The sequence below is a fragment of the Klebsiella pneumoniae genome, from assembly GCF_000742135.1.
Classification (GTDB): Bacteria; Pseudomonadota; Gammaproteobacteria; order Enterobacterales; family Enterobacteriaceae; genus Klebsiella; species Klebsiella pneumoniae.
Genome location: NZ_KN046818.1, coordinates 1,764,507 through 1,778,098, shown reverse-complemented (window position 1 = coordinate 1,778,098; position 13,592 = coordinate 1,764,507). Strand labels below are relative to the sequence as shown.

At 57.7% G+C, this 13,592-nt stretch carries 13 protein-coding genes; 10 read left to right on the top strand and 3 right to left on the bottom strand.

From position 1 onward, the window contains the following. Positions 1-6: 6 nt before the first annotated feature. Genes mnmA through purB form a run of 3 tightly spaced genes read left to right on the top strand, consistent with a single transcriptional unit; the run spans position 7 to position 3,183 of the window. Positions 7-1,113: a tRNA 2-thiouridine(34) synthase MnmA gene (gene mnmA / locus DR88_RS16845; RefSeq protein WP_048968652.1), complete on the top strand. Its 1,107-nt coding sequence runs from the start codon at positions 7-9 to the stop codon at positions 1,111-1,113. Positions 1,114-1,167: 54 nt separating this feature from the next. Continuing rightward, complete coding sequence (gene hflD / locus DR88_RS16850; RefSeq protein ID WP_004140557.1) at positions 1,168-1,809, top strand: high frequency lysogenization protein HflD; 642 nt, start codon at positions 1,168-1,170, stop codon at positions 1,807-1,809. Between the two features lie 3 nt (positions 1,810-1,812). Then, a complete protein-coding gene (gene purB / locus DR88_RS16855) occupies positions 1,813-3,183 on the top strand; it encodes an adenylosuccinate lyase (protein WP_004147971.1) in 1,371 nt (456 codons plus the stop codon). Positions 3,184-3,237: 54 nt separating this feature from the next. Here the strand turns inward: purB and DR88_RS16860 are convergent, their stop codons facing one another. Both DR88_RS16860 and DR88_RS16865 read right to left on the bottom strand, forming a co-directional pair. After that, positions 3,238-3,600 (bottom strand): cupin domain-containing protein, encoded by a 363-nt coding sequence (locus DR88_RS16860; RefSeq protein ID WP_015958193.1) that lies wholly within the window; start codon positions 3,598-3,600, stop codon positions 3,238-3,240. 83 nt (positions 3,601-3,683) lie between these two features. After that, entirely contained in the window at positions 3,684-4,490 is an 807-nt protein-coding gene (locus DR88_RS16865) for an AraC family transcriptional regulator (RefSeq protein ID WP_004179353.1), read from the bottom strand. Between the two features lie 282 nt (positions 4,491-4,772). Between DR88_RS16865 and phoP the strand changes: the two genes are divergently transcribed. From phoP to DR88_RS16880, 3 genes are all read left to right on the top strand, one after another. Further along, the gene (gene phoP / locus DR88_RS16870) at positions 4,773-5,444 is read left to right on the top strand and encodes a two-component system response regulator PhoP (RefSeq protein ID WP_004150807.1); all 672 of its coding nucleotides are present in this window, start codon (positions 4,773-4,775) and stop codon (positions 5,442-5,444) included. Beyond that, positions 5,444-6,910: a two-component system sensor histidine kinase PhoQ gene (gene phoQ, locus DR88_RS16875; RefSeq protein ID WP_004147969.1), complete on the top strand. Its 1,467-nt coding sequence runs from the start codon at positions 5,444-5,446 to the stop codon at positions 6,908-6,910. Before phoP ends, phoQ begins: the two co-directional genes overlap by 1 nt. 85 nt (positions 6,911-6,995) lie before the next feature. After that, complete coding sequence (locus DR88_RS16880) at positions 6,996-8,117, top strand: ribosomal protein uL16 3-hydroxylase (protein WP_004147968.1); 1,122 nt, start codon at positions 6,996-6,998, stop codon at positions 8,115-8,117. Positions 8,118-8,256: 139 nt separating this feature from the next. Here the strand turns inward: DR88_RS16880 and pepT are convergent, their stop codons facing one another. Next, positions 8,257-9,489, bottom strand: coding sequence for a peptidase T (gene pepT, locus DR88_RS16885; RefSeq protein ID WP_023316671.1), 1,233 nt, complete (start codon positions 9,487-9,489; stop codon positions 8,257-8,259). Between the two features lie 258 nt (positions 9,490-9,747). Here pepT and potA point away from each other — a divergent pair, with 258 nt between their 5' ends. Genes potA through potD form a run of 4 tightly spaced genes read left to right on the top strand, consistent with a single transcriptional unit; the run spans position 9,748 to position 13,550 of the window. Continuing rightward, on the top strand, positions 9,748-10,884 hold the full coding sequence (gene potA, locus DR88_RS16890; RefSeq protein ID WP_004147966.1) for a spermidine/putrescine ABC transporter ATP-binding protein PotA: 1,137 nt from the start codon (positions 9,748-9,750) through the stop codon (positions 10,882-10,884). After that, entirely contained in the window at positions 10,868-11,725 is an 858-nt protein-coding gene (gene potB, locus DR88_RS16895; RefSeq protein WP_004147965.1) for a spermidine/putrescine ABC transporter permease PotB, read from the top strand. Before potA ends, potB begins: the two co-directional genes overlap by 17 nt. Then, positions 11,722-12,507: a spermidine/putrescine ABC transporter permease PotC gene (gene potC, locus DR88_RS16900; RefSeq protein ID WP_004150813.1), complete on the top strand. Its 786-nt coding sequence runs from the start codon at positions 11,722-11,724 to the stop codon at positions 12,505-12,507. Before potB ends, potC begins: the two co-directional genes overlap by 4 nt. Beyond that, on the top strand, positions 12,504-13,550 hold the full coding sequence (gene potD, locus DR88_RS16905) for a spermidine/putrescine ABC transporter substrate-binding protein PotD (RefSeq protein ID WP_004140590.1): 1,047 nt from the start codon (positions 12,504-12,506) through the stop codon (positions 13,548-13,550). Before potC ends, potD begins: the two co-directional genes overlap by 4 nt. The last annotated feature ends 42 nt before the right edge of the window (positions 13,551-13,592 follow it).

The following is a 13,592-nucleotide window of genomic DNA, read 5'->3' as shown; positions in this document are numbered from 1 at the left end:
ATTTCCATGTCAGAAAGCCAGAAAAAAGTGATCGTCGGCATGTCCGGCGGCGTCGACTCCTCGGTCTCCGCGTACCTGCTGCTGCTGCAAGGGTATAAGGTGGAAGGCCTGTTCATGAAGAACTGGGAGGAAGACGACGGCGAGGAATACTGCACCGCCGCCGCCGACCTTGCCGATGCGCAAGCGGTCTGCGATAAGCTGGGCATTGAACTGCACACCGTTAACTTTGCCGCCGAATATTGGGATAACGTCTTTGAGCTCTTCCTGGAAGAGTACAAAGCCGGCCGCACGCCGAACCCGGATATTCTGTGCAATAAAGAGATCAAATTTAAAGCCTTCCTCGAGTTTGCTGCCGAAGACCTCGGCGCCGACTACATCGCCACCGGGCACTATGTGCGCCGCGCCGATGTCGACGGTAAAAGCCAGCTGCTGCGCGGACTCGACGGCAACAAAGATCAGAGCTACTTCCTCTACACCCTTAGCCACGAGCAGATTGCCCAGAGCCTGTTCCCGGTGGGTGAACTGGAAAAACCGCAGGTGCGTAAGATCGCCGAAGAGCTGGATCTGATCACCGCGAAGAAAAAAGATTCCACCGGCATCTGCTTTATCGGCGAGCGTAAATTCCGCGATTTCCTTGGCCGCTATCTGCCGGCGCAGCCGGGCAAAATCCTCACCGTCGACGGCGAGGAGATCGGTACCCATCAGGGGCTGATGTACCACACCCTAGGCCAGCGTAAAGGGCTGGGTATCGGCGGCACCAAAGAGGGTAGCGAAGATCCATGGTACGTGGTCGATAAAGACGTTGAGAATAATATTCTTATCGTCGCCCAGGGCCATGACCACCCGCGCCTGATGTCCGTCGGTCTGATTGCCCAACAGCTGCACTGGGTAAACCGTGAACCGCTGCAGGGCACCCTGCGCTGCACGGTGAAAACCCGCTATCGCCAGACCGATATCCCCTGCACCGTTACCGCGCTGGATGAAGACCGTATCGAAGTCCGCTTCGATGAGCCGGTCGCGGCGGTGACCCCGGGCCAGTCCGCAGTGTTCTATTTAGGGGAAGTGTGCCTCGGCGGCGGAATTATTGAACAACGACTGCCTCTGCAGTCCTGAACGCGCGTTATTTCCGCCGGGACGAACCGCCCTGGCGGCTGACAAGGAGTATGTGTGGCGAAGAATTACTATGACATCACCCTGGCGCTGGCTGGCGTTTGCCAGGCGGCGCGACTGGTTCAGCAACTGGCGCATCAGGGACATTGCGACAGCGATGCCCTGCATGTGTCGCTGAACAGCATCATCGACCTCGATCCTGAGTCGACGCTGGCGGTGTTCGGTGGCAGTGAAGCCAATCTTCGCCTCGGTCTTGAAACGCTGCTCGGGGTGCTCAATACCAGCAGCCGTCAGGGCCTCAATGCTGAACTGACGCGCTATACCCTGAGCCTGATGGTGCTGGAGCGCAAGCTCGCCGCCAGTAAAGGGGCGATGGACACGCTCGGCAACCGCATCGCCGGCCTGCACCGTCAGCTGGAACACTTTGACCTGCAGTCCGAAACGCTGCTCAGCGCCATGGCGGGCATCTATGTCGATGTGATAAGCCCGCTGGGGCCGCGTATTCAGGTGACCGGCTCCCCTGCCGTGCTGCAAAGCCCGCAGGTGCAGGCGAAAGTTCGCTCAGCGCTGCTGGCGGGTATTCGCGCCGCGGTGCTCTGGCATCAGGTGGGCGGCGGACGTCTGCAGCTTATGTTTTCCCGTAATCGTCTGGTTAACCAGGCAAAGCAAATTCTTGCTCATTTAACCCCGGAGTTGTGATCTATGGAATTATCCTCACTGACCGCCGTTTCCCCTGTAGACGGCCGCTACGGCGATAAAGTCAGCGCGCTGCGCGGTATCTTCAGCGAATTCGGTTTGCTGAAATTCCGCGTTCAGGTGGAAGTACGTTGGCTGCAAAAACTGGCCGCCCACGCAGCGATCAAGGAAATTCCTGCTTTTGCTGCCGACGCAAACGGTTTCCTTGATAAAATCGTCGCCGATTTCAGCGTTGAAGACGCGGAGCGCATCAAAACCATCGAGCGCACCACTAACCACGACGTGAAAGCGGTAGAGTATTTCCTGAAAGAGAAAGTCGCTGACGTCGCCGAGCTGCACGCGGTATCAGAGTTTATTCACTTCGCCTGTACGTCTGAAGACATCAATAACCTCTCCCATGCGCTGATGCTGAAAACCGCCCGCGACGAAGTGGTTCTGCCTTACTGGCGCAAACTGATTGACGCGGTAAAAGATCTGGCGACCCAGTACCGCGATGTGCCGCTGCTCTCCCGTACCCACGGCCAGCCGGCAACGCCGTCCACCATGGGTAAAGAGATGGCGAACGTCGCCTACCGTATGGAGCGGCAGTATCGTCAGCTGAACCAGGTGGAAATCCTCGGTAAAATCAACGGCGCGGTGGGTAACTACAACGCCCACATCGCCGCCTACCCGGAAGTCGACTGGCATCAGTTCAGCGAAGAGTTCGTTACCTCGCTGGGTATTCAGTGGAACCCGTACACCACGCAGATCGAGCCGCATGACTATATCGCTGAGCTGTTTGACTGCATCGCGCGCTTCAACACCATTCTGATCGACTTCGATCGCGACGTGTGGGGCTATATCGCGCTCAACCACTTCAAACAGAAGACCATCGCCGGGGAAATCGGCTCCTCCACCATGCCGCACAAGGTGAACCCAATTGACTTCGAAAACTCCGAAGGCAATCTCGGCCTGGCCAATGCGGTCATGCAGCACCTGGCCAGCAAACTGCCGGTTTCCCGCTGGCAGCGCGACCTGACCGACTCCACCGTTCTGCGTAACCTCGGCGTGGGCATCGGCTATGCGCTGATCGCCTATCAGTCCACCCTCAAAGGGATCAGCAAGCTGGAGCTGAACCAGGATCGCCTGCTGGACGAACTGGATCACAACTGGGAAGTACTGGCTGAGCCGATCCAGACCGTGATGCGTCGTTACGGTATCGAAAAACCGTACGAGAAGCTGAAAGAGCTGACCCGCGGCAAACGCGTGGACGCGGAAGGGATGAAGCAGTTTATTGACAGCCTCGCCCTGCCGGAAGAGGAAAAAGTGCGTCTCAAAGCGATGACCCCGGCCAACTATATCGGTCGGGCAACCACCATGGTTGACGAGCTGAAGTAATCGCCCTGCCCCTCTTTCCGCCGGAAAGAGGGGCGTTTTATCGCCGGAAAGCGATCAGATCCAAACGTCGTTCACCGCCGTCCGCTCGCCGCCCTCGTGGCCGGTATTCAACACCCCGCGCGGCTCAATCAGCATCAGCTTCGCTTCCGTCTCCGCCGAGGTCTTATGTTCCACCCCGCGCGGCACGACGATCATCTCCCCGGCCTTCACCAGCACATGCCCGTCGCGGAAGTCCACGCGCAATACCCCCTCCACCACCATCAATGTCTCATCGGTTTCCGGGTGGCTGTGCCAGATAAAGTCGCCGGCGATGCGCACGACCTTGAACTGATAGTCGTTCATTTCAGCCACCACTTTGGGCTGCCATTGTTCGCTGAACAGGGAAAATTTATGAGCAAGATTAACGAGTTGATACATGGGCTGTCTCCTTGTGATAAAGGCAGTCAGCATAGTTCGCCTCGCCGCGGTCACGCTTGAACGATTGTGCAACCTGAACCGCGCTAGCCGCGGATCGCCCGCAGCCAGCGGCCCGGAGAGAGACCAAAGCGGCTGATAAACTGGCGCGTCATGTGGCTCTGGTCGGCAAAGCCCGCGTCGGCGGCAATATCCACCAGACGTTCCCCGGCGCGCATCCGCTGGCGGCAAAAATCGAGCCGACGCATCATGACGTAACGCCACGGGCTGGTGCCGTACAGCGTTCTGAAATCCCGGCTCAGGCTCCAGCGGTCCCGGCCGCTGACCTGCGACAGGGTGTCGAGGGTCATATCCTGCATAAAACAGGCATGAATATACTCCCGGGCCCTCTCCGCCGCCTGATAATCAAACGCCTGGCGACGGGAACGTTGGCCGCCGACAACGGCCAGGGTCTGCGCCAGGTCGTACAGAGCATCCTCTTCCTCCAGCGGCTCGAAGGTATCCGTGACCGCTTTCAACAGCGGCTGCGCGGCGCGACGTAGCCGTGGATCCGCCGACAAGCCGTCGGGGATAAACGGTAGTGGCCTGCCGCCGAGTATCTTCTGGATCAGCGCCGGTTCGATATAAACCATGCGGTAGTGAAACCCCGCCTCGGTGCCCGCCTCGCCATCGTGTATTTCGTCCGGATGAAGCACCATCGTTCCGCCGGGCAGGCTGTGCTGGAGTCCGCCGCGATAGTGAAAGCTCTGCACGCCGGCGATCGTCTGGCCGATGGCGTAGGTATCATGCCGGTGCGGCTCATAGCCGTGGCCGCCGAAGAAGGCTTCGATGCGTTCCGTCCGGCTGGGCGATTGCGCCAGCCTGACCCAGTCCGCGCTCTGCTGCTGAGACATAATGGATAACCTGCGACGTTCTTGAGGGGTGATTCCAGCACTATTACACAAAAAATTAACATCACCAACCCGCTCGCCGTTCGCATCCTGCCGCTGGGCGTTTACTGAAATTACGCATAGAATGAAGGAGTTCCATGCAGTATGCGCAAAGGGCGCCGCCGAATGCTGGCCAGCCCGGGGCACCAGGGGCCCTTTTTATAAAAAGCTTTATTTAACAGCCGTTTATATTTTGCGTATATAATGAGCGTCAGACTACTATCGAAAATGCTAGGGAGAACAGCCATGCGCGTACTCGTGGTTGAGGATAATGCCCTGCTGCGTCACCACCTCAAAGTTCAGCTGCAGGAGCTGGGCCATCAGGTCGATGCGGCGGAAGATGCCAGGGAAGCGGACTACTATCTGGGCGAACATCTCCCGGATATCGCCATCGTCGATCTCGGCCTGCCGGATGAAGACGGTTTATCACTGATCCGCCGCTGGCGCAGCCACGACGTGTCGCTGCCGGTGCTGGTGCTGACCGCCCGCGAAGGATGGCAGGATAAAGTGGAAGTGCTGAGCGCCGGGGCGGATGATTACGTCACCAAGCCTTTCCATATTGAAGAGGTTGCCGCCCGCATGCAGGCGCTGCTGCGCCGTAACAGCGGCCTGGCCTCGCAGGTGATCTCCCTGCCGCCGTTCCAGGTCGACCTCTCCCGGCGCGAGCTGTCGGTGAATGACCAGCCGATCAAGCTGACCGCCTTTGAATACACCATTATGGAAACCCTGATCCGTAACCGCGGCAAAGTGGTCAGCAAAGATTCGCTGATGCTCCAGCTTTACCCGGATGCCGAACTGCGAGAAAGCCACACCATCGACGTGCTGATGGGTCGGCTGCGCAAGAAAATTCAGGCTGAATACCCACAGGACGTCATCACCACGGTGCGCGGCCAGGGCTATCTGTTCGAACTGCGCTGATGAAGGGACTGTTGCGGCATATCTTCCCGCTGTCATTACGGGTTCGCTTCCTGCTGGCGACCGCCGGGGTGGTGCTGGTGCTCTCCCTGGCCTACGGCATGGTGGCCCTGGTGGGCTATAGCGTTAGCTTCGATAAAACCACCTTTCGCCTGCTGCGCGGCGAGAGCAATCTCTTTTATATGCTGGCGAGATGGGAAAACGGCGCTATTGACGTCGACATCCCGGAAAACCTGAATATGGAAAGCCCGACGGTGACCCTTATCTACGATGAGCAGGGCAAACTGCTGTGGGCGCAGCGTGATGTTCCCTGGCTGGCGAAACGCATTCAACCGGAATGGCTGAAACGCAATGGCTTCCATGAGATTGAAGCCGATGTCGACAGCAGCAGTATGCTGTTGCGCAATAACCATGAGATTCAGGAACAGCTGGACGCTATCCGCGAACAGGGCGACGACTCTGAGATGACCCACTCGGTGGCGATCAACCTCTACCCGGCCACCAGCAAAATGCCTCAGCTCAGCATTGTGGTGGTCGACACCATTCCGGTGGAGCTCAAGCGCAGCTATATGGTGTGGAGCTGGTTTGTCTATGTGCTGGCCGCCAACCTGCTGCTGGTGATCCCCCTGCTGTGGGTCGCCGCCTGGTGGAGCCTGCGGCCCATTGAGTCGCTGGCCAAAGAGGTGCGCGAACTGGAGGAACATCACCGCGAAAAGCTCAATCCCAACACCACTCGCGAGCTGACCCGGCTGGTCAGCAACCTCAACCGCCTGGTTCGCAGCGAGCGCGAACGCTATGACAAATACCGCACTACCCTCACCGATCTCACTCACAGTCTGAAAACGCCGCTGGCGGTGATGCAGAGTACACTGCGCTCGCTGCGCGGCGAGAAGATCAGCGTCGACGAGGCGGAGCCGGTGATGCTGGAGCAGATAAGCCGCATCTCGCAGCAGATTGGTTATTACCTGCATCGCGCCAGCATGCGCAGCGGCGGCACCCTCTTGAGCCGGGAATTACACCCGATCGCCCCCCTGCTTGACAGCCTGACTTCCGCTCTCAACAAGGTCTATCAGCGCAAAGGGGTCAATATCTCGCTCGACATCTCGCCGGAGATCACTTTTGTCGGCGAGCAGAACGATTTTATGGAAGTGATGGGTAACGTTCTTGATAACGCCTGTAAGTATTGTCTGGAGTTCGTGGAAGTTTCCGTGCGCCAGACCACCGACAGCCATCTGCACATCCTGGTGGAAGACGATGGGCCGGGGATCCCGCAGAGCCAGCGCCGGGCCGTTTTCGACCGCGGCCAGCGGGCTGATACCCTGCGTCCCGGCCAGGGGGTAGGGCTCTCCGTTGCGCGTGAAATTGTCGAACAATATGATGGAGAGATCATCGCCGGGGAAAGCCTGCTCGGCGGCGCCTGCATGGAGGTGGTGTTTGGCCGCCAGCAGATGGAAGATAAACAGAGTTAATCGTTGAGATTTTTCACGGCGCCTGCATCGCCAGGGCGCCGCATCCGTTATAATCCCTGTCAGACACCTGCAGTGGAATATCAATATGGATTATCAATTAACGCTTAACTGGCCCGACTTTATCGAACGCTACTGGCAAAAACGGCCGGTGGTATTGAAGCGCGGCTTCGCCAATTTTATCGACCCCATAAGCCCGGACGAACTGGCAGGACTGGCCATGGAGAGCGAGGTCGATAGCCGCCTTGTCAGCCATCAGGATGGAAAATGGCAGGTCAGTCACGGTCCTTTCGAAAGCTACGATCACCTGAGCGAAAACAACTGGTCCCTGCTGGTGCAGGCGGTTAACCACTGGCATGAACCGTCCGCAGCGCTGATGCATCCGTTCCGTGCCCTGCCGGACTGGCGTATCGACGACCTGATGATCTCCTTCTCGGTGCCGGGAGGCGGCGTCGGCCCGCATCTGGATCAGTATGATGTGTTTATCATTCAGGGCACCGGCCGTCGGCGCTGGCGCGTTGGGGAAAAGGTGCCGATGAAACAGCACTGCCCGCATCCGGACCTGCTGCAGGTTGACCCCTTCGAGGCGATCATCGATGAAGAGATGGAGCCTGGCGATATTCTCTATATTCCGCCGGGATTCCCGCATGAGGGTTATTCGCTGGAAAACTCGCTTAACTATTCGGTCGGCTATCGCGCGCCGAATGCCCGCGAGCTGTTTAGCGGCTTTGCCGACTATGTCCTTCAGCGCGAACTGGGCAGCCAGCGCTACGCCGATCCGGACGTGCCGTCCCGCGACCATCCGGCGGATATTTTACCGACCGAACTCGACCGCCTGCGCGAGATGATGCTGGGTCTGATTAACCAACCGGAGCACTTTAAGCAGTGGTTCGGCGAGTTTATCACCCAGTCGCGTCATGAGCTCGACGTCGCGCCGCCGGAGCCGCCGTATCAGCCAGATGAGATTTACGATGCCCTGCAGCAGGGCGATACCCTGGAACGCCTGGGCGGCCTGCGGGTGCTGCGCATTGACGGCGAGGTATTCGTTAACGGCGAGAAGATCAACTCCCCGCACCGTCCGGCGCTGGACGCCTTAGCCACCCATCTGACGCTGCGCGCCGACCATTTTGGCGATGCGCTGGAAGATCCTTCTTTCCTCGCCATGCTGGCAGCGCTGGTCAACAGCGGCTATTGGTTCTTTGGCGACTGAGCCATCATCCTGCCCGGCGGCGCCGCGCTTGCCGGGCCTACGGGTTCCGCGCTCATCGGCTGGACCGTAGGCCGGATAAGGCGAAGCCGCCATCCGGCATCTTGTCCGACACGCGGCCTTACCGGGCCGCCTGAGAAGATTAATGCCCTTTGCGTGCCGCCGTCAGCTCGGCGATACGCACGATCACCTGCACCGCTTTCTCCATTCCTTCCAGGGTGACAAACTCATGTTTGCCGTGATAGTTGTAGCCGCCGGTAAACAGGTTTGGGCACGGCAGTCCCATAAATGAGAGCTGCGCGCCGTCGGTGCCGCCGCGGATCGGCTTCATCTGCGGTTCAATATCGCAGTCCACCATCGCCTGGCGGGCAATATCGACCACGTGCGGATGGGCGATCACCTGCTCATGCATGTTGTAATAACTGTCCTCGATCACCAGCTCAATATAACAGTCCGGGTGCAGTCCCTTGCCGACCTTTTTGGCGATCTCCATGATCTTGCGCTTGCGCGCCTCGAAGTGCTTACGGTCAAAATCGCGGATGATGTAATGCATCTCGGCCCGATCGACGCTGCCTTTCATGCTGGTGAGGTGATAAAAACCTTCATAGCCTTCAGTGGTCTCCGGCGCTTCATCGGCCGGTACTTCGGCATGAATGCGCGCGGCCAGCGACAGCGCGTTGACCATCACCCCTTTCGCGGTGCCGGGGTGCACGTTATTACCGACAATTTTTATCGTCACCGAGGCGGCGTTGAAGTTTTCAAACTCCAGTTCGCCGACCCCGCCGCCGTCGACGGTATAGGCCCAGCGGGCGTCAAAGGCCTCGACGTCGAAATGCTTCGCCCCTTTACCCACCTCTTCATCAGGGGTGAAGGCCACGCGGATATCGCCATGAGGAATATTTTTCGCCTGCAGGGTCGCCAGCGCGGTCATAATTTCGGCAATGCCGGCTTTGTCGTCCGCCCCGAGCAGCGTTTTCCCGTCGGTGGTGATCAGCGTCTGTCCCAAAAGCTGATGCAGAACCGGGAACATCACCGGGGAGAGCACCTCATCGCCGATACCCAGCGCGATATCGCCGCCGCGATAGTTTTCAACAATCTGCGGATTAACGTTTTTACCACTGAAATCCGGGGAGGTGTCGACGTGGGAGATAAAACCGATGGCCGGGATATCGCCCTCAACGTTAGCGGGCAAAGTTCCCATTACCGTCCCTTTTTCACTCAGCGTTACCTTGACCAGTCCCATTTCTTCCAGCTGCGCCTGCAACAGGCGTAACAGCTTCCACTGCCCTTCCGTGCTGGGGACCTGACGAACGCCAGGCTTTGACTGCGTGTCCAAAGAAACGTACTGCAAAAAACGCTCAAGCAATTTATCCATGTAGCCACCCTCTTCTTTTGTGACAACATTATTCATAAGCCAGAAAAGACAAATATTGCGTCAGGTCATTTTTAGCCCGTAAAGCGAAATTTAATAACGGAACCGACGTTATGGTGTAAAGGTAGACTATGCGGGCGTATCAAGGATTGGCGATTACCCTCGTTTGCCGTAGAATGCTGGCCCTTATTAAAAACGTGCAACCCCAAAGGTGGTTAATCACAAACCCCGCAGCGGCCGGAAATTTGCCGTTGCGTCTACATGGGACAGAGTCAAAAATTGAATATACAACCGCGTTCGCGTTCGCCGCTGGTGCATCTGGCGGGAATTCGCAAGAGCTTTGATGGTAAAACGGTCATCGACAACCTTAACCTGACCATCAACAATGGTGAGTTTCTCACTCTGCTTGGCCCCTCTGGCTGCGGTAAAACCACCGTTCTGCGCCTTATTGCCGGCCTGGAAAACGTCGACAGCGGACGGATCCATCTCGAAGATCACGATATCACTCATGTTCCGGCGGAAAACCGCCACGTCAATACCGTATTCCAAAGCTACGCCCTGTTTCCGCATATGACGGTGTTCGAGAACGTCGCCTTTGGCCTGCGGATGCAGAAAACACCGGCGGCGGAAATCACCCCACGGGTGATGGATGCCTTAAAGATGGTGCAGTTGGAGGCGTTTGCCCAGCGCAAACCGCACCAGCTCTCCGGCGGCCAGCAGCAGCGCGTGGCCATCGCCCGCGCGGTGGTCAACAAACCGCGTCTGCTGCTGCTCGATGAGTCTCTTTCGGCACTGGATTACAAGCTGCGCAAGCAGATGCAGAACGAACTGAAAGCGCTGCAGCGTAAGCTCGGGATCACCTTCGTCTTCGTCACCCACGATCAGGAAGAGGCTCTGACCATGTCCGATCGCATCGTGGTGATGCGTGATGGCAAAATCGAACAGGACGGCACCCCGCGAGAGATCTACGAAGAGCCGAAGAACCTGTTTGTCGCCAGCTTTATCGGCGAGATCAATATCTTTGACGCCACGGTAATTGAACGTCTCGACGAACAGCGCGTGCGCGCCCGCGTTGAAGGACGGGAATGCAACATCACCGTCAATTTTGCCGTGGAGGCCGGCCAGCGTCTGCATGTCCTGCTGCGCCCGGAAGATCTGCGCGTCGACGAGATCCACCATAACAGCGACGCCGATGGCCTGATCGGCTATGTCCGCGAGCGCAACTATAAAGGCATGACTCTGGAATCGGTGGTGGAACTGGAGAACGGCAAAATGGTGATGGTCAGCGAGTTCTTTAACGAAGACGACCCGGATTTCGACCACTCTCTTGACCAGAAAATGTCTATCAATTGGGTGGAAAGCTGGGAGGTGGTGCTGGCCGATGAAGAACACCAGTAAATTCCAGAATGTGGTGATCGCCACTATCGTCGGTTGGCTGGTGCTGTTTGTCTTCCTGCCCAACCTGATGATCATCGCCACCAGCTTTTTGACCCGCGACGATGCCAACTTCGTCAAACGGGTCTTCACGCTGGATAACTATTCGCGGCTACTGGATCCGCTCTATTATGACGTTCTGCTGCATTCGCTAAACATGGCGCTACTGGCGACCCTCGCCTGCCTGGCGCTGGGCTATCCGTTTGCGTGGTTCCTCGCCCGGCTGCCGCAGAAGGTACGGCCCCTGCTGCTGTTCCTGCTGATCGTCCCTTTTTGGACCAACTCGTTGATCCGCATCTACGGGCTGAAGATTTTCCTCAGCACTAAAGGTTACCTGAACGAGTTTCTGCTGTGGCTGGGGGTGATCGACACCCCGATACGCATTATGTTCACCCCCTCGGCGGTGATCATCGGCCTGGTGTACATCCTGCTGCCGTTTATGGTGATGCCGCTCTACTCCAGCATTGAGAAACTGGATCGCCCGCAGCTGGAAGCGGCGAAAGATCTCGGCGCCAGCAAGCTGCAGACCTTTATTCGCATTATCATCCCGCTGACTATGCCGGGGATCATCGCCGGCTGTCTGCTGGTGATGCTGCCGGCGATGGGGTTGTTCTACGTTTCCGACCTGATGGGCGGCGCCAAGAACCTGCTGATCGGCAACGTGATCAAAAGCCAGTTCCTCAATATCCGCGACTGGCCGTTCGGCGCGGCAACCAGCATTACCTTAACCCTGGTGATGGGCCTGATGCTGTTGATTTACTGGCGCGCGGCGCGCCTGCTTAATAAAAAGGTGGAGCTGGAATGATCGGTCGACTGCTGCGCGGCGGCTTTATGACCGCCATCTACGCGTATCTCTACATCCCTATTATTATTCTGATCGTTAACTCGTTTAACCGGTCGCGCTTCGGCATCAACTGGCAGGGGTTCACCACCGACTGGTATAGCCTGCTGATGAACAACGATAGCCTGCTGCAGGCCGCCCAGCACTCGCTGACCATGGCGGTGCTGTCAGCGACCTTCGCCACCCTTATCGGCTCGCTGACCGCCGTGGCGCTGTACCGTTACCGCTTTCGCGGCAAACCGTTTGTCAGCGGCATGCTGTTTGTGGTGATGATGTCGCCAGATATTGTGATGGCCATCTCTCTGCTGGTGCTGTTTATGCTGATCGGCGTCCAGCTTGGTTTCTGGTCGCTGCTGTTTTCGCATATCACCTTCTGCCTGCCGTTTGTGGTGGTCACCGTTTACTCCCGCCTGAAAGGCTTTGACGTGCGGATGCTGGAGGCGGCGAAAGATCTGGGCGCCAGCGAGATGACCATCCTGCGCAAAATTATCCTGCCGCTGGCCCTGCCGGCGGTAGCCGCTGGGTGGTTGCTGAGCTTCACCCTGTCGATGGATGACGTGGTAGTCTCCTCGTTCGTGACCGGTCCGGGGTATGAAATCCTGCCACTGAAGATCTATTCGATGGTCAAGGTTGGCGTTTCGCCAGAGGTGAACGCCCTGGCCACGATTTTGTTGGTTCTGTCGCTGGTGATGGTCATCGCCAGTCAGTTAATTGCACGTGATAAAACTCAGGGGACGTTAAAATGAAAAAATGGTCACGCCACCTGCTCGCGGCGAGCGCTCTGGCAATCGGCATGGGCGCTGCGCACGCGGACGATAGCAAAACGCTCTATTTCTATAACTGGACCGAGTATGTGCCGCCGGGCCTGCTGGAGCAGTTCACCAAAGAGACCGGCATCAAGGTTATCTATTCGACCTACGAGTCGAACGAAACCATGTACGCCAAGCTCAAAACCTATAAAGACGGCGCGTACGACCTGGTCGTCCCGTCGACCTACTTTGTCGACAAGATGCGCAAAGAAGGCATGCTGCAGAAGATCGATAAGAGCAAGCTGACTAACTTCAGCAACCTCGATCCGCAGATGCTGAATAAACCGTTCGATCCGAATAACGACTACTCCATCCCCTATATCTGGGGGGCGACGGCCATCGGCGTCAACAGCGAGGCGATTGACCCGAAAACTATCACCAGCTGGGCCGACCTGTGGAAGCCGGAATACAAAAGCAGCCTGCTGCTGACCGACGACGCGCGCGAAGTGTTCCAGATGGCGCTGCGTAAGCTGGGCTATTCCGGCAACACCACCGACCCGAAAGAGATTGAAGCCGCCTATAACGAGCTGAAAAAGCTGATGCCCAACGTCGCAGCGTTTAACTCTGATAACCCGGCGAACCCGTATATGGAAGGCGAAGTGAACCTCGGGATGGTATGGAACGGCTCGGCTTACGTCGCCCGCCAGGCAGGTACTCCGCTGGAAGTGATCTGGCCGAAAGAGGGCGGCATCTTCTGGATGGACAGCCTGTCGATCCCGGCGAACGCCAAAAACGTCGACGGCGCGCTGAAGCTGATTAACTTCCTGCTGCGCCCGGATGTCGCCAAACAGGTCGCTGAAACCATCGGTTATCCGACGCCGAACCTTGCGGCGCGCAAGATGCTCAGCCCGGCAGTGGCCAACGATAAATCGCTCTATCCGGACGCCGCAACCATTGAGAAAGGCGAATGGCAGAATGACGTCGGCAGCGCCAGCGCCATTTATGAAGAGTATTACCAGAAGCTGAAAGCGGGCCGTTAATCCCGCAGGGCGGAACCGCGGTTCCGCCCTTTTTTTTGCTCT